The organism is Campylobacter ureolyticus (assembly GCF_013372225.1).
GTDB classification, from domain to species: Bacteria; Campylobacterota; Campylobacteria; order Campylobacterales; family Campylobacteraceae; genus Campylobacter_B; species Campylobacter_B ureolyticus.
Window position 1 is genome coordinate 452,429 of sequence record NZ_CP053832.1, and the last position, 15,956, is coordinate 468,384.

General features: G+C 29.4%; 20 protein-coding genes. 11 read left to right on the forward strand and 9 right to left on the reverse strand.

The window, feature by feature from the left end:
- Window positions 1-8 precede the first annotated feature (8 nt).
- The 5 genes from CURT_RS02340 to rdgB all read right to left on the reverse strand — a co-directional run bounded on the left by CURT_RS02340 (window position 9) and on the right by rdgB (window position 3,043).
- Window positions 9-746 (reverse strand): amino acid ABC transporter ATP-binding protein, encoded by a 738-nt coding sequence (locus tag CURT_RS02340; protein ID WP_018712293.1) that lies wholly within the window; start codon window positions 744-746, stop codon window positions 9-11.
- 2 nt (window positions 747-748) lie between these two features.
- Window positions 749-1,048 (reverse strand): hypothetical protein, encoded by a 300-nt coding sequence (locus tag CURT_RS02345; RefSeq protein WP_018712292.1) that lies wholly within the window; start codon window positions 1,046-1,048, stop codon window positions 749-751.
- Complete coding sequence (locus CURT_RS02350) at window positions 1,048-1,704, reverse strand: amino acid ABC transporter permease (protein WP_018712291.1); 657 nt, start codon at window positions 1,702-1,704, stop codon at window positions 1,048-1,050. Before CURT_RS02350 ends, CURT_RS02345 begins: the two co-directional genes overlap by 1 nt.
- Window positions 1,697-2,344, reverse strand: a complete 648-nt coding sequence (locus tag CURT_RS02355) for an amino acid ABC transporter permease (RefSeq protein WP_018712290.1) — start codon at window positions 2,342-2,344, stop codon at window positions 1,697-1,699. The genes CURT_RS02350 and CURT_RS02355 overlap by 8 nt, the downstream gene beginning before the upstream one ends.
- An 84-nt stretch (window positions 2,345-2,428) precedes the next feature.
- Entirely contained in the window at window positions 2,429-3,043 is a 615-nt protein-coding gene (gene rdgB / locus CURT_RS02360; protein WP_018712289.1) for an RdgB/HAM1 family non-canonical purine NTP pyrophosphatase, read from the reverse strand.
- A gap of 103 nt (window positions 3,044-3,146) precedes the next feature.
- On the opposite strand from rdgB, the gene CURT_RS02365 reads away from it, so the two are divergent.
- Genes CURT_RS02365 through crcB form a run of 3 tightly spaced genes read left to right on the forward strand, consistent with a single transcriptional unit; the run spans window position 3,147 to window position 5,489 of the window.
- Window positions 3,147-4,454, forward strand: coding sequence for an MFS transporter (locus CURT_RS02365; RefSeq protein WP_018712288.1), 1,308 nt, complete (start codon window positions 3,147-3,149; stop codon window positions 4,452-4,454).
- Window position 4,455: 1 nt separating this feature from the next.
- Window positions 4,456-5,130: a lysophospholipid acyltransferase family protein gene (locus tag CURT_RS02370; RefSeq protein ID WP_018712287.1), complete on the forward strand. Its 675-nt coding sequence runs from the start codon at window positions 4,456-4,458 to the stop codon at window positions 5,128-5,130.
- Between the two features lie 2 nt (window positions 5,131-5,132).
- A complete protein-coding gene (gene crcB / locus CURT_RS02375) occupies window positions 5,133-5,489 on the forward strand; it encodes a fluoride efflux transporter CrcB (RefSeq protein ID WP_018712286.1) in 357 nt (118 codons plus the stop codon).
- Window positions 5,490-5,494: 5 nt separating this feature from the next.
- Here the strand turns inward: crcB and CURT_RS02380 are convergent, their stop codons facing one another.
- Entirely contained in the window at window positions 5,495-5,686 is a 192-nt protein-coding gene (locus CURT_RS02380) for a YgaP family membrane protein (RefSeq protein WP_018712285.1), read from the reverse strand.
- Between the two features lie 99 nt (window positions 5,687-5,785).
- On the opposite strand from CURT_RS02380, the gene CURT_RS02385 reads away from it, so the two are divergent.
- From CURT_RS02385 to hydF, 8 genes are all read left to right on the forward strand, one after another.
- Complete coding sequence (locus CURT_RS02385; protein WP_018712284.1) at window positions 5,786-6,757, forward strand: tetratricopeptide repeat protein; 972 nt, start codon at window positions 5,786-5,788, stop codon at window positions 6,755-6,757.
- Window positions 6,747-7,910: a BaiN/RdsA family NAD(P)/FAD-dependent oxidoreductase gene (locus tag CURT_RS02390; protein ID WP_018712283.1), complete on the forward strand. Its 1,164-nt coding sequence runs from the start codon at window positions 6,747-6,749 to the stop codon at window positions 7,908-7,910. The genes CURT_RS02385 and CURT_RS02390 overlap by 11 nt, the downstream gene beginning before the upstream one ends.
- A gap of 399 nt (window positions 7,911-8,309) precedes the next feature.
- Window positions 8,310-9,662, forward strand: coding sequence for a [Fe-Fe] hydrogenase large subunit C-terminal domain-containing protein (locus CURT_RS02395; RefSeq protein ID WP_018712282.1), 1,353 nt, complete (start codon window positions 8,310-8,312; stop codon window positions 9,660-9,662).
- Between the two features lie 9 nt (window positions 9,663-9,671).
- Window positions 9,672-10,013 carry an iron hydrogenase small subunit gene (locus tag CURT_RS02400; protein WP_018712281.1) on the forward strand — a complete coding sequence of 114 codons (342 nt, stop codon included), beginning with the start codon at window positions 9,672-9,674 and terminating at the stop codon, window positions 10,011-10,013.
- Window positions 10,006-10,659 (forward strand): cytochrome b/b6 domain-containing protein, encoded by a 654-nt coding sequence (locus tag CURT_RS02405; RefSeq protein WP_018712280.1) that lies wholly within the window; start codon window positions 10,006-10,008, stop codon window positions 10,657-10,659. The genes CURT_RS02400 and CURT_RS02405 overlap by 8 nt, the downstream gene beginning before the upstream one ends.
- Before the next feature lie 10 nt (window positions 10,660-10,669).
- Complete coding sequence (hydG, locus tag CURT_RS02410) at window positions 10,670-12,139, forward strand: [FeFe] hydrogenase H-cluster radical SAM maturase HydG (RefSeq protein WP_018712279.1); 1,470 nt, start codon at window positions 10,670-10,672, stop codon at window positions 12,137-12,139.
- Window positions 12,114-13,184, forward strand: coding sequence for a [FeFe] hydrogenase H-cluster radical SAM maturase HydE (gene hydE / locus CURT_RS02415; RefSeq protein ID WP_039749947.1), 1,071 nt, complete (start codon window positions 12,114-12,116; stop codon window positions 13,182-13,184). Before hydG ends, hydE begins: the two co-directional genes overlap by 26 nt.
- A complete protein-coding gene (gene hydF / locus CURT_RS02420) occupies window positions 13,135-14,337 on the forward strand; it encodes a [FeFe] hydrogenase H-cluster maturation GTPase HydF (RefSeq protein WP_081617936.1) in 1,203 nt (400 codons plus the stop codon). The genes hydE and hydF overlap by 50 nt, the downstream gene beginning before the upstream one ends.
- A 71-nt stretch (window positions 14,338-14,408) precedes the next feature.
- Here hydF and CURT_RS02425 read toward each other — a convergent pair whose 3' ends face one another.
- The 3 genes from CURT_RS02425 to exbB are packed head-to-tail and all read right to left on the reverse strand — an operon-like array spanning window position 14,409 to window position 15,934.
- Window positions 14,409-15,170: an energy transducer TonB gene (locus tag CURT_RS02425; protein WP_018712276.1), complete on the reverse strand. Its 762-nt coding sequence runs from the start codon at window positions 15,168-15,170 to the stop codon at window positions 14,409-14,411.
- Window positions 15,133-15,522 carry a TonB system transport protein ExbD gene (exbD, locus tag CURT_RS02430; protein WP_018712275.1) on the reverse strand — a complete coding sequence of 130 codons (390 nt, stop codon included), beginning with the start codon at window positions 15,520-15,522 and terminating at the stop codon, window positions 15,133-15,135. The genes CURT_RS02425 and exbD overlap by 38 nt, the downstream gene beginning before the upstream one ends.
- Window positions 15,509-15,934 (reverse strand): TonB-system energizer ExbB, encoded by a 426-nt coding sequence (gene exbB / locus CURT_RS02435; RefSeq protein ID WP_018712274.1) that lies wholly within the window; start codon window positions 15,932-15,934, stop codon window positions 15,509-15,511. Before exbB ends, exbD begins: the two co-directional genes overlap by 14 nt.
- Window positions 15,935-15,956: the final 22 nt, after the last annotated feature.

Genomic DNA, 15,956 nt, shown 5'->3' on the forward strand with positions numbered 1-15,956 from the left:
TTTGCCATTTATTTTTTAAACTCAAACATATTTAAAAATTTCTTTGCACGATCGGTTTTTGGATTTACAAAAAACTCCTCTGGTGTTGAAATTTCAACAATTTCACCTTTATCCATAAAGATAACTTTATCTGCTACTGCTCTTGCAAAAGCCATTTCGTGTGTTACGATAAGCATAGTTCTTCCCTCTTTTGCCAAATTTAGCATAACATCTAAAACTTCTCTAACAATTTCAGGATCAAGTGCTGCTGTAACCTCATCAAAAAGCATAATTTCAGGGTTCATACAAAGGCTTCTAACGATTGCAATTCGTTGTTTTTGTCCGCCTGAAAGCTCTCTTGGATAGGCATTTTCCTTGTCTTTAAGTCCTACTTTTTCAAGCCAAAACCTTGCTTCATCCATGGCATCATCTTTGGTTCTTTTTTGAACTTTTAATGGCCCTAAAATGATATTTTGCATAACATTTAAATGGTTAAAAAGTTCATAACTTTGAAAAACCATTCCAACTTTTTGACGAATTTCTCGCCATGATTTAAAGTTTTCATCTATTTTGGTGCCTAGAATTTCCATCGTGCCACCTTGTATGGCTTCAAGTCCATTAATACATCTTAAAGTTGTGCTTTTGCCACATCCAGAAGGTCCTAAGATAACAACAACTTCGCCCTTATTTACACCAAAACTAATGCCTTTTAATGCGTGGTTATCGCCGTAGTATTTATCTATATTATCAAGTTTTAAAATTTCCATTTTTATCTCATTTCATTTTCTATAAATTTAATCTCATCATTGCTTAAATCAAAAAGCTTATAAACTAAATCATCAGCATTTTTATCAAGTTTTGAAATTTTACTTTGTAAATTTAAAACTTCATTTTTATCATGCATAAAAATTCTCCCCCATTGATTTTTGAAATTTCGTTCATCAAGTTTATCTTTAAATTTAAGTTTTAAGGCTTTTGTAAATTCGGTTATAAACTCATCATAGGCTTTTAAAAGCTTATTTTCATCTAAGTTTTTAACTAGGCTTTCAACAATCTTTTCTTGAAACATTAATTCCACCTATTTTCTAGAATTTTTGATAGCTTTGATACTGGATAACATATCGCAAAATATAGGAAAAATACAAATCCATATACGATTAAAGGGGCATAGTTATTTGTAAGTAAATTTAGCTCTATTATTTGTTGAGAGACTTTTAAGACTTCTACAACGCCTATTAAAACAACTATTGAAGTGCTTTTTATCATTCTACTAAGTAAGTTTATAGCTCCTGGGATAAGGCGTCTAAGTGCTAGTGGGATTATGACATAAATATAAATTTGAAATTTTTTAAGTCCTAGGCTTGCTGCACTTTCAAAAGTGTGTTTTGGTATGCTTAAAACCGCACCTCTTACTAAATCCATCATTTCAAAAACACCCCAAATGCTAAAAACCACGATTGAAGCTGTTATGGCAGAAAATGAAAAAATCGAACTTAGCCCAAAATAAACTATAAAAAGCCAAACAAGTTGTGGCATGATGCGGACTATTTCAAGATAAATTTTTAGTATTATATAGATAAATTTGTTTTTTGAACTCATTAAAACACCCAAAATAAGTCCGCCAATGAGTGATATTATGATAGAAATAAGTGAAATTTTAACTGTGATCCAAAGTCCAGCCATAAGACGTAAAAAATTTGTTTCATTTAGTATGACATCAAACATAGCTTAACCTTTTTTCTAAAAGTGTAAGAGCTAGTGAGATTGGCAAAATGATTATTAAATACGAAATAACTAGCATAAATAAAGCCTCATTTGTCATATAATAAATGCCCATGATATCTTTTGCAGCATATACTAAATCAGCCAACGCTACAACGCTAACAACCGAAGTTTCTTTTATTAAAAATATTATGTTTGCAGAAATTGAAGCTAGGCTTATCCTAAATGCTTGTGGTAAGATGACATAAAAAATAACTTGATTTTTAGATAAACCTAAGCTTAGACCTGCTTCAACTTGGGCTTTTTCAACTGCTTCAAAGCCAAGTCTAAAACTCTCAGCCATATAACTTCCACCTAAAAAAGAAAGACCTATAACCGCACACTCAAATCCATCAAGTTTTAATCCAAGCTTTGGAAGAGCAAAATATAAGAAAAAAAGTTGTATCAAAAGTGGAGTATTTCTTGAAATTTCTATGTAGATATCGCAAACTCTACTTAAAAGTTTAAATTTATGGGCTTTTATCCATGCTATAAAAAGTCCAATTATTATACTTATTGATATACCTAAAAATGCAAGTTTTATTGTTAAAATAGCCGCTTTAACAAACATCGGCGAAAACTCTTTTATAAACTCAAAATCCATAAATTCTATCTAATCCTTAATAGTTTTATCACAAAAATAATTTAGACTATTTTAGCCTTATTTCCTTAAATTTAATAAAATAAATTAAATTTGATATCTTTTTTCAAGCACTTTTAAGATATGTTTCATAAGCTCCAAGCCTCTGCTTCTATGTGAAATTTTAAGTTTTGTTTCTTTGTCAATTTCACCAACAGTTTTATCAAATCCATTTGGAATAAACATAAAATCATACCCAAAACCGTTATTTCCTCTTTCTTCATTTATGGCAAATCCGTGCATAAACCCATGAGTTATATAATCTCCAAATTTTGAAGATATGGCGATACAGGCTGTGTAAAATGCTGGAGTTTTGGTTAAATTTAAAGCATTTAATTCATTTATTAGTTTTGTTCTATTGCTTTGATCTGTTGCGTTAATGCCAGAAAATCTAGCTGAGTAAATTCCTGGTTTTCCACCTAAAACAGGCAACGAAATTCCACTATCATCACTTAAAGTAATAAAATCATTAATTTGCTTTTTATCTAATGCATTAAAAATAGCCTTTGACTTAATAAGTGCGTTTTCTTTAAAAGTTTTTCCAGTTTCTTCTATCTCAAAAGGTGTTAAAATTTCATTTAAAGCATAAATTTCATAAGTTTTTAAAAAATCTTTTATCTCTTTTACTTTGTCCATATTGTGCGTTGCTAGGATTATTTTCATAAATTTATTCCTTTTTTAAAAAAATAAGTTCTAATTTTATCTAAATTTTTAATTCATTTTAAGAGTTATGATAAAATGGACGTTTTTAATTTAAGGAAATTATATGTTAAAAACTGTTTTGTCGCTATCATTTGTTGTTGGAAGTAGGTTTTTTGGACTTTTTATAATACTTCCAGTTTTTGGACTTTATGCTTCAAATTTAAACAATTCAAACACAATGCTTGCTGGAGTTGCGATAGGAATTTATGCGCTTATGCAGATGATTTTTCAAATTCCATTTGGTGCTATGTCTGATAAATTTGGTCGTAAAAATGTTATGAGTTTAGGGCTTGTTATTTTTATTATAGGTTCGCTTATTTGTGGTTTTACAAATGATATTTATTGGATGATTTTTGGTAGATTTTTACAAGGAAGTGGGGCAGTTGGATCTGTGGCTATTGCTATGATAAGTGATTTTACAAGTGAAGAAAAAAGAGGCAAAGCAATGGCGATAATGGGCATGATGATTGGCGCTGCTTTTGGACTTTCGATGGTTTTAGGACCTTATTTAAGCGCAAGATATGGGCTAGGAGTTTTATTTCACATAAGCACAGCTCTAACGCTCATTTGTATTATTTTACTCTATACAACTGTGCCAGAAGAGATAAAAATTTCTTCACTTCAAAAAAAGGTTTCTATAATTGAAATATTAGTTCAAAAAGATTTAGCTTTGATGAATTTAACAAATTTTTTACAAAAAATGCTTTTAACAATGACTTTTTTTGTAATTCCAATTGTGCTTGTTACAAAACTTGGATTTATGGAAAAAAATCTTTGGATAGTTTATAGCATATCTATGGTTTTTGGCTTTATTGCTATGGGAATGGCTGGATTTATGGGTGAAAAAAGAGGGCTTTCAAAAATGATTTTACTTTTAGGGATTTCATTTTTTATATTCTCTTATGTTTGTTTTGTTGTGGCTAATTCTAAAACACTTTTTATAATAGGGGTTATTTTATTTTTCATAGGCTTTAATATGCACGAGCCAATTATGCAAAGTGCGGCATCAAAATTTGCAAAATCAGACCAAAAAGGAGCGGTTTTAGGTGTGTTTAACGCAGCTGGATATTTTGGAACATTTGTAGGTGGAATTGGCGGTGGTGTCATGCTGGAAAATCTTGGCATTCATTATTTAGCTGCTATAATTGCAATAATTTGTATAATTTGGTTTTTACTTTTAATAAGCCTTACAAATCCAGCAAATTTTAAAAATATTTATCTAAAAAATAGTGAAAATTTTGATTTAAGTAGTCTTGAAAACAGAGTTGGATTTATAGAGGCTTATAGAAAAAATTCTGAAATTGTGGTGAAGTTTAATAACAAATTTATAGGCGAAAATGATGTTAAAAAAGCTCTTAATATAAAGGAGTAAAATGGCTAAAATAAATGGTGTAATTTATGCTGTTTGGTGTTTTTTAAGTATAGCAGTTGTTGTTATTTTATTTTATATAGTTCCTAAAAAAAACTATAAAATTCGTAAAATTTGGGCAAAAATTCAAAGATTTGTAATTGGCTATAAAATAGAAAAAATTGGCGAATTTGATGAAAAAGTAGATATGATTTTACTAAATCATAAAAGCATGCTTGATATTATCATTTTGGAAGAAATTTATCCTAAAAACCTAGCTTGGGTGGCAAAAAAAGAAATCGGAGATTTACCATTTTTTGGTAAAATTCTAAAAACTCCAAAAATGATAGAAGTAGATAGAAAAAATAGCCGCTCAATTGTCTCTCTTATAAAAGATGTAAAAGATCGCCTAAAAAGTGATAGAGTTATTGCTATTTTTCCAGAAGGAACAAGAGGGCGTGGCGAAAAAATGCTTAAATTTCAAGATGGCGCAAAAGTTTTAAGCCAAAAACTAAACCTTAAAATTCAGCCAATTGTTTTAAAAGATACGCTTTATAATTTTGATGTAAAAGAAGTTAAGATAAGAAGTGAAAAAATAAAAGTAAATTGCCTTGAAATAATTGACTTAAGTAAGCCACAAGATGAAAACTGGTATAAAAATTTGCATGAAGTTATGCAAAAAACTTATGATGAGATGTAAAAATGAGCTTTAAACTTTTGCTTTTAGTAGGATGTGGTGGGTTTTTGGGAGCGGTTTTACGCTTTATAATAAGTGCTTTTTGTTTTAAATTTTTACCGCTAAATTTTCCTTATGGGACATTGATTGTAAATTTAATGGGCGGATTTTTAATAGGATATTTTACAAAAATGGGTTTAAATTTGGAACTTAAAAGCTTTTTAATAGCTGGATTTTTAGGAGCACTTACTACTTTTTCAACTTTTAGTGTAGAAAACATAAGCCTACTTCAAAATGCCAAATATGGATTATGTCTTTTAAATGTAAGTTTAAGTTTAGTGCTTAGTTTTGGAGCTTGTTATTTGGCATTGAAATTTAGCTAAAAAAGTTAAGCTGCTTTTTTCTTTTTTTCATCTTTTTTATATTTTCCAAGTAAAAAATAAATCGGACAAAATTCACTAACACCACTTACTAGCGGTATTAATCCTAAAAAACACCACCAAGTTGGATTTATAAGTCCAAAAATTAGCAAAATCAAAAACCCCAAAGTTATTCTTAAAACTCTATCTATAATATTCACAAATTTCACCTTTTATAATAAAATAATTTAAAAATTATAGCCAAATTTAAGCTTATTTTCTATAGAATGATAAGTTGTAATAATTTTAAAGGCGTTAAGTTGAAAAAAATAATAGTTGTTTTATTTGTCGCAGTTTTAACTATTTTTGGTTATGTGATATTTGTATCTATGGACTCAAAAGATGTTTTGAGTAAAAAGATAAGTTGCGTTTTTAATAAAGAAAAAAGTTGCTATGATTTAGGAGCTCATTTTTTAGAAGAAAAAACTTATGATTTAAATTCTTCGATTATGTTTTTTGATAAATCATGCAATCTTAATAACCCACTTGCTTGTAACCACTTAGGATATATTTATCAAATTGGTGCGGCAAATAAGCCAGATATTAATAAAGCAAAAGAGTATTATCAAAAAGGTTGTGATAAAGGTCTTGCGCTAGCTTGTAACAATAACGGTTATCTTTATGAATCAGTTGATAAAAATCTAAAAAAAGCTTTAGAGTATTATAATAAATCATGTGATCAAAACAACACTTTTGCTTGTAATCGTGCGGGCATTATTTATCAAGGCGATGAAAAAGACTTGGTAAAATCAATAAATGCTTTTATAAAATCTTGCAATAACGGTGATCCAACAGGTTGTAATAATTTAGCAGTGTTTTATCAAAATGGTGTTGTTGTTGAAAAAAATTTAAATTTAGCTGCTGAACTTTATGCAAATTCATGTGAGGCAAAAAACTACACAGCTTGCAACAATTTAGCTATTTTTTATCAAAATGGTATTGGTGTTGAGCAAAATCCAGCAACAGCAATTAAATTATATGATTTAGCTTGCGCAAATAATGAGGGCTATGCTTGCTCAAATTTAGGATATTTGGTTCAAAACGGCATAGGAATTGAGCAAAATATCGAGCTTGCTTTAAATCTATACCAAAAATCTTGCCAACTTGGCAATCAAACTGGTTGTAATATGCTTAATAGCTTAGCAAAAGCAATAGAAGAGTTTAAAAAACAAAATAGATCTCAAACAAATCTTGAAACCAAAGAAGAGTCAAGTCCAGCAATTGTCAGATAAGACTATTATAATTGGCGGTGGAGTAAGTGGGCTGTTTTTAGCCGCACTTTTAAACTCCACTAATGTAACTATTTTAGAGAAAAACTCATCACTTGGTAAAAAACTTCTTGCAAGTGGTGGAGGAAAATGCAATATCACAAACCAAAATATCTCTTTTAAAAAAGATTTATTAAAATATTATCTTGGTGATAAAAACTTTATAAATCAAATCATTTCAAATTTAAGTTATTTAGAAGTTTTGGAATTTTTCAAACCCTTAAAATTTGAAAAAGTAAAAAACTCACAATTTTTTTGTAAAGGTGGTAAAGATGGTAAAACTGGCTCAAAAAGCGTTTTAAATCATCTAAAAAGTAAAATCACAAATCCAAAAATTTATTTAAATACTGAAGTTTTTGATGTTGAAAAAAATGATGATATTTTTAAAATTTATACAAATAATGGAAATTTTGAATGTAAAAATTTAATAATAGCAAGTGGTGGATTAAGCTGTCAAAATCTAGGAGTTAGCGATATAGGATATAAAATAGCTTCTAAATTTAATCACGAAATCTCTACTTTAAATCCAGCATTAGTTGGTTTTAGCGTTCAAAAAGATGAGTTTTGGTTTAAAAAAATAAGTGGAGTTTGTTTTAATGCTAAGGCAAAAATACTTCAAAATAATAAAGTTTTAAGTGGTGATTTGCTTTTTACTCATCGTGGTATTAGCGGACCTTTGATGATGAATGCTTCACTTTTTTGGCAAAAAGGAAAAATAAGTATTAACTTTTTACCAAAATTTGATTTTGATAAATTTAAAAACTCAAAAAAACAAATTACTTCTATTTTACCGCTGCCAAAAAGCTTTATTAAAGAGTTTTTAAAAATTTCAAATTTAGAAGATAAGCAGTTTTTTAAGCTTTCAAATTTGGAATTTCAAATTTTGAAAAAACTGCAAAACTATGAGTTCTCACCTGCTGGAAATTTTGGATATAGCAAAGCTGAGATAACAAAAGGTGGGATAAAAATTGATTTTATAGATGAAAATTGTCAAAGTAGATTTATAAAAAATCTTTATTTTATAGGTGAAGTTCTTGATGTTAGTGGAATGATAGGAGGATTTAATATCCATTTTGCATTTGCATGTGCAAAAGCTGTAAGTAAAGCGTTAAAATAGTAATCTTATTTTATAAACTATTAAATATTTCCTATAGAATTTAAAAAATATTTTTTATTAACTTAATATATTTGTATTAAAAATTAATAATTTAATCAAATAATTATTAAATTATTAAATACTGATAACATGTTTAAAATATTAAATTTTTTATTCTAAAATAAGTTTAATTTGTCTTAAGGGATAAAATTTCAGAATATTATCAGCTTTTAAGTTACATATTGATATTATTACTCTTTTATTTAGTTTATGTTTATATATGACATTATCATATCATATTTATTTTATTAACTTAATTTTGTAAATTAATATATTTAGTTCAGTATATTTTTATAAAACAATTGATACAATAACACATTATAATATTTTTTTAAAATTATTATTATTAAGGAGGAAAATATGGGCTCTGTCTCGAGTATAAAAACTTTCGCACCACCTGCGGATGCTAGAGGTGGCGGTGTTGAGTTTGAGGGAACTTATAGGAAAGGTGAGCTAAGAGGCATTATTAAGATAAATCAAGACAATTGCACAGGATGTGATACCTGTAGTGCATTTTGTCCTACTGATGCAATAATGGGCACTCTTGGTGTTGCTCACGCTATTGAGAATAATAGCTGTGTCGCCTGTGGTCAATGCTTGATAAATTGTCCATTTGGCGCAATTGAACAGATGAGTTTTGTAGACGAAGTTATCAAAAAACTTGATGATCCGAAATCATTTGTTGTTGCCCATCCATCTCCAGCTGTTAGAGTTGCTTTAGCAGAAGAATTTGGAGCAGAACCTGGAAGTGTAACTATAAATAAGATGTATAATGCCTTTAAAAAAGCTGGGTTTCATATGTATGATGTGAATTTTGCAGCTGATCATACAATTCTTGAAGAAGGCACCGAGTTTATTAAAAAAGTTAAATATTGGCTTTTGGGTGAAAGAAGCAAAGACTTAGAACATGTTTCTCATCACCCTTTTCCTCATTTTACAAGCTGCTGTCCTGCATGGGTAAGAAATGCTGAAATTTTTCACCCTGAGCTTATTCCGCATATTTCAGGTGCAAAATCCCCTATACAAATGGGCGGTCCAATTGCAAAAACCTGGGGAGCAAAATTTATTTGGAAAGTTGATCCAAGAGATGTATTTATGGTACCTATTACTCCGTGTACTGCTAAAATTTTTGAAGCAAGTAGGCCAGAGTTTAATTCAGCTTGGAAATATCTTATTAAAAATAATGAAATTCCAAGTGATACTCCAAGCTTTCCTGATATCGATGTTGTTCTTACAGCAAGAGATATAGCAACTTTGCTTAAAAAGAAAGGGATAAATCCCCTTGAAATGTCAGATGAATATGAAGATGAAGTTATGAATGTTTATTCAGGAGGTGGAACAATCTTTGGAAATAGTGGTGGAGTCATGGAGGCCGCTTTAAGAACGTCTTATTTTATATTAAGTGGAATGGAGTTAAAAAATCCTGATTTAACTCCTGTTAGAGGGTATGATAAAGATCTGGTTGAGGCAACTATACCAGTTCCATTAAAAGATTATGATGGAAAAATTATTGAGATTAAGGTTGCTGTTGTAAATGGTGCTTCTAAAAATATAAATAAAATCGCTAAAGAACTTGTGAGCAATCAAAATAAATATCATTTTATAGAGGTGATGAATTGTCCAGGTGGATGTGTAAATGGTGGTGGTCAGCCAGTTAGGACGATGGGAACATCATGGCTACACCCACTTTTACCACTTCCAATAAGAGCATAAGGAGAAGATATGGCAAAGTATGTTGAAAAAAAAGTAGGCTTATTATTTAGTAGAAGAGATTTTTTAAAAGTTGCAGGAGTTGGAGTATCTGCAATAGCAATTAGTGGATATGTGCTAACAGATATAGTTAAGAAAAGAAAATCATATATTTCAATGCGTCAAGCAGGACTTTATAATGATGATAAAAGACTTCAAAAGGTCAATTTAACTGCATCTCATCAAAACCCAAGTGCTTTAAGAGCCTATAAGGACTTAAACACTGAGCCTATGGGGGAAGTTGCGGAAGAGCTTTTACACACAAACGTTTATGTAGATAGAATGAATTTGAAATTAGGAGTAAAACATGCGTGATACAGTTTTAAAATTTCCTTTTAGTGAGAGGATGTTTCATAATGTAAATTTAATCACTTGGATGATACTTGCTTTTAGTGGTATTATTATATACTTTGGATTAATAGAAGAGTCAAGTGTTAAATTTTGGATGGATTTACATATTTATGTAGCAGTTCTTTTTACTGTAAATTTTGTAGGTTTTGTTATATTAAATTTTGATAGATTTGCTTTAATGCTTAGAAATTTACTTATTTGGGATAAAGATACTTTTGCGTGGTTTAAAAATTTTGGTGGTTATCCAAAAAAGATTTTTGGTATAAATTTTGGACCTGAAGAGGTTGCGCCACAAGGCAGATTTAATGCTGGTCAAAAACCAACTTATTTGTTTTTTATCTTTATGATATTTGGACTTATTTTAACAGGTTGGGTTTTATATGCTTTAGCTCCAGTTATTGGAAAAACGGCTATGGTTTATACGTTTTATTTCCATGTTTGGGGTTCTATAATAGCTACTGTGGTTGCTTTATTTGGGCATTTGCCTATGGCTCTTTTGAATAAAGATGATTTTAAAGCAATGTTTGGAAATGGTGAAGTTCCTTTGGAAAGTGCCAAAGAGCATTCTCCAAAATGGGTAGAAAATGACCTTGTTACAGTAAAACAATAAAGGAAAAACGATGGGATGGACACAAGATAGACTAGCAAAAATAAAAGAATGGGAAAAAGAGTGCAAGTGGGAAAATTTTGTAGATGAGAACTTAATCAATGATATTATTGAAAAGACGCAAAATCCTAGTAAAGAAAAAGTTTTAGCTGTTATAAAAAAAGCAAAATCAAATGCAAATACTGGAAAAATGCTTAGTCTTGAAGATACGGCTATTCTTTTAAATAATACGGATAAAGAGTTAGATGAAGAAATTTTTAAAGCTGCTACTTATATAAAAAAAGAAATTTATGGGGATAGAATAGTTCTTTTTTCTCCATTTTATATTGCAAGTCCTTGTGTAAATGACTGTAAATATTGTGGATTTAGAGCTTCAAACAGTTCATTGTCTAAAAAAATATTAAAATTTGATGAGATAAGAAGTGAGGTAGAGGCACTTTTAGACAGTGGTCAAAAAAGATTGATCGCTGTCTATGGTGAACATCCAAAGAGTGATTATGAATTTATAGCAAAAAGTGTTAGAGAAATTTATAGTATTAAAAAAGATAAAAGTGAAATAAGGCGTGTAAATATAAATGCAGCACCAATGTTTGAAGATGAGTATAAGGTCATTAAAAATGAAGGCATTGGCACATATCAAGTTTTCCAAGAAACTTATCATAGAAAAACTTATGAAAGCGTTCATCCACAAAATACTTTAAAAGGGCAGTATAATTGGAGGCTTTTTTCGCTTCATAGGGGTTTAAATGCTGGGCTTGAAGATGTGGCTCTTGGTGTTTTAATAGGACTTTATGATCATAGATTTGAAATTTTAGCAATGCTAAGTCATGCGTATAGCTTAGAAAAATACTTTGGAATTTCAGCTCACACAATGAGTTTTCCACGTATTAAAGCAACTTCAAATTCTCAAAAATTCAACCCATATATAATAAGTGATGAAGAGTTTTTAAAAGTTATTGCTATTATTAGGCTTATGTGTCCATTTACAGGAACAATACTAACAGCAAGAGAAGAGCCTGAGTTTAGAGATATAGCACTTAAAAAATGTGGTATTTCTCAAACCGATGCTGGAACAAATATAGGCATTGGTGGATATTCTCAAACAAAAGTAAAAAATGATCTTACAAATCAGCAATTTAAAATAGGTGATAATAGAAGCATTGATGAGTATATTTTAAGTATTATAAAAGATGGTAGGCTTCCTTCATTTTGTACAAGTTGCTATAGAGAGGGTAGAACTGGCGAAAATTTTATGCCACTTGCTAAGAATGCGACAATAAAGTATCTTTGTATACCAAATGGAATTTTAACCTTTAAAGAGTACATTAGAGATTATGCAAGTGATGAGGTTAAGGATATCGGTGAAAATGTCATAATTCCAAAATATTTAGGAATTTTAAAAGAAAATTTACCAAAAGTTGCTCAAAAAGTTGAAGCTATGTTAAAAGATATAGAAAATGGTGGAAAAGACGCTCATATCTAATTTGATCAAAAAGGCTTATGAGAATCATACTCTAAGCCTTGCTGAATGCGAAAGCATCTTGGAAAGCAGTCAATGTGATGAAGAGCTTTTTTATTTTGCAAATTTGGCTAGGATAAAATTTAGCAAAAAAGAAGTTCATTTAAAAGCCTTAATTGAAATTTCAAATTATTGTAAAAATAGCTGTTTTTATTGTGGATTAAGAAAACAAAATTTGAATGTTAAAAGATACAAACTTAGTAAAGATGAAATTTTATCTACCGCAAAAAATGCAATAAATTTGGGCTATAAAACAATTGTTCTGCAATCTGGCGAAAGCAAAATTTATAACATAAAAGATATGTGTGAAATAATATCCAAAATTAGTAGTTTTGGAGCTAGAATAACACTAAGTTTGGGTGAAAAAAGCTTTGATGAGTATAAAGCATATAGGCAAGCTGGAGCAAATAGATATTTACTACGCATAGAAACAACAAATAAAGACTTGTATAAAAAGCTTCATCCAAAAATGAATCAAGAAAATCGTTTTTTAGCATTAGAAAATTTACAAAATTTAGGCTATGAAACCGGAAGTGGAATGATAGTTGGTCTTCCTGGTCAAACAGAAAAAATGATAGCAAAAGATATTTTATTTTTTAAAGAAAAAAACTTTGATATGATAGGGGTTGGTCCATTTATACCATGTCAAAATACACCACTTGAAAGTTTAAAAGCAGGTGATTTTACTCTTTCACTAAAAGCAATGGCTTTAATAAGACTCTTAATGCCATTTATAAATATACCAGCCACAACAGCAATGGAGACACTTCATAAAAATGGAAGAGCAAAAGCCTTGCAAAGTGGGGCAAATGTTGTAATGCCTGCAATTGCTGATTATAAATATAGAAAAGATTATTTAATATATCCAAATAAAGCCACTGAAAATTTGGAGTTAAAAGAGCAGCTTTTAGGCGTTTCATCTCAAATAAACAAAGCTGGATTTTGTATATCAAGCCAGAATGGCGATAGTATGTATTTTAAAAATAGACAAGGAAAACAGTGTGAATAAAACACCAAATTCTATGCGTTTTACAATAGGAATTTTTGGCTGTACAAATGTTGGCAAATCAACGCTTTTAAATAAATTAGTAAAAGAAGATATTTCTATTACTTCTCCTATAGAGGGCACAACAACAGATAGCGTAAAAAAAGCTTATGAAATTGATGATGTTGGAGCAGTTTTATTTATAGATACTGCTGGAATTGATGATGATAGTGATCTTGGCAAAGAAAGAGTAAAAAGAGCATTTTTAGAAATTAATAGTATTGATTTAGCTATTATAGTTTTAAAAAATAGAGCTTTAAATAAGTATGAAATTGCATTGATTGATAAATTTAAAAAAGAGTGTATTCAAACACTATTTGTAGTAAATAAATTTGATGATGGAATTGCAAATTTAAAACTTAAAAATGCTATAGTTTTAAATTTATTAAAAGATAATACTGATGAAATTTTTACTCAAATAAAAAAAATAGCTTATAAAAAAAATAAAGAGCTTTTTGATGGAATTTTAGGCAAAAATGAGTTTGTTGTTTTGATAACTCCGCTTGATAAAGCAGCGCCTAAAGGTAGAATGATTTTACCACAAGTTCAAGCCTTAAGAGACATCTTAGATAAAGGCTCAAATGCTTATGTTTCTCAAAATACAAATATAAATGAATTATTGTTAAATTTTAGTAAAAAACCAAATTTAATTGTAACTGACTCACAATATATTAAGGAAGTAGTTAAAAATTCTCCAATAGATATTAAAATAACTACTTTTTCGATACTAATGGCAAGACTAAAAGGTGATTTAAAGCAGTTTGTAGATGGTGCAAATGCTCTTGATAGATTAAAAAAAAGCGATAAAATATTAATCGCTGAGGCTTGCTCTCATAGATATGTTGAGGGTGATATTGCAAGAGTTAAAATACCAAAGCTACTTGAAAAATATCTTGGGTTTAAGCCAAATTTAACATATATTTGCGGAAAAGAATTTAATAATATTGATAGTTTTAGTTTAATAATACATTGTGGTGGGTGTATGTTAAATGATAAAACTATGTTTAATAGGCAAAAAATAGCCAAGGATAATAATGTAGCTATAACAAATTATGGAATTTTAATATCTAAAATTCAAGGAGTTTTAAAAAGATCAATTGAGATATTTGATTTATAATTTTTTTGATAAAAAATATGAATAAAAGTAGATTATATTTCCAAACTTGCAAAAGCAAGTTTGGAAAAAAATTAATTAAGTGTGAATTTAACAGGCACTTCAAAGCTTGTAGTTTCGCTTATTTTAGGAAATTTATTTTTAACTTTATTTATGGCATTAACTACAGTTTCATCAAGTATTTTATAGCTTGATGATTTTTTAACTATGATATTTGTCACACTTCCATCTGGACTGTATGTAAAACTAACTATTGAAACCCCTTTTTGTCTTAAGCGTTTGGCCTTTGTAGGATAGTTTTTTTTAGCCTCTTTTGCTATGATTGCTTGAATTTGTGCTGCAATATTAAGCTTTTCATTAGCATTCATACTTTGAGCTGTATTTTGGCTATTTATAGCACTTGAGGCGACATTGTTGGCATTTGGATTATAGGCGTTAAATCCACCTGTTTGTGCAGGTTTTGGCTTTGGTTTATTTTCTATTTTTTTAGGAGTAGGCTCTTTTTGAACTATTTTTTTTGGTTTTGGTTCAGGTTTTTTTTCAACTATTATGGCTTCTTCAACAGGTTCTATTACCTCAACCTCTTCAACTACTTCGCTAATTTCTTCTTCTGCTATTGGCTCAATCGTTTCAGCTGGTGCCTCATCGTTCGGTCCTCCGCCTACTTCAAAGATGTTTAAATCTATCTTTGTTATATTTACTTGCGGTTGGGTGTTTAGTTTTGGAGCATAGAAAAATATAAAATATATTAAAATGCCATGAAACAAAGCACTTACCAAAATGCCTATTATAAAACCGTTATTTTCTAGTTTCTGTTGCGATTGCAAAATTTTCATGTTTTTTTAACTTTAATATGTCTATAACTTTTACAAAGCTTTCGAATTTAGCTTCTTTATCACTTCTTAAAACTATTGGAGTTTTAGCATTAAGATCATTTATGTATTTTTCAAATTCAGCTTCTAAAATAGGTTTATCATCAAGATATATCGTACTATTGGCATCTATTATCACATTAACAACTTCTTTATTAGGGTCTCCCTCGCCACTTTTTGATTTTGGAAGATCAATATTTATATTTCCTTGAGCTATAAAAGTTGATATGCTTAAAACTATACATAAAAGCACAAGCATAATGTCGATCAAAGGTATAACATTAAGCCCATCTTTTTTTAGTCTAGATGTTCTCATGATCTTTATACCTTGTCATTAAAACATCAACTTTTCTACCAAAAGCATTGTATATCATAAGTGTAGGAATAGCTACTAAAAGTCCAAGAGCGGTAGCTTTTAAAGCTAAACTCATACCAACCATAACTGCACTTGCATCAACTCCTCCTGCTAAACCCATTTCATAAAAAGTTACCATAATTCCTGAAACTGTGCCTAAAAGCCCAATATATGGTGCATTTGAGTATATAATATAAAGCAAAGTTAAGTGTTTTGTTAAAGCTATTTCAAAATCATCAGCATTTTTATAATCACTAAATTTAACTTTTGAATAAAAATAAATTCTTTCTACTGTATAAAGCAATACTAAAAAGCTCATAAATGCGAGCAAACCCATTATCGCGTATTCAAAATAATGTTTTAAAAATTCCATTTTTTACACCTTTTATTAAATT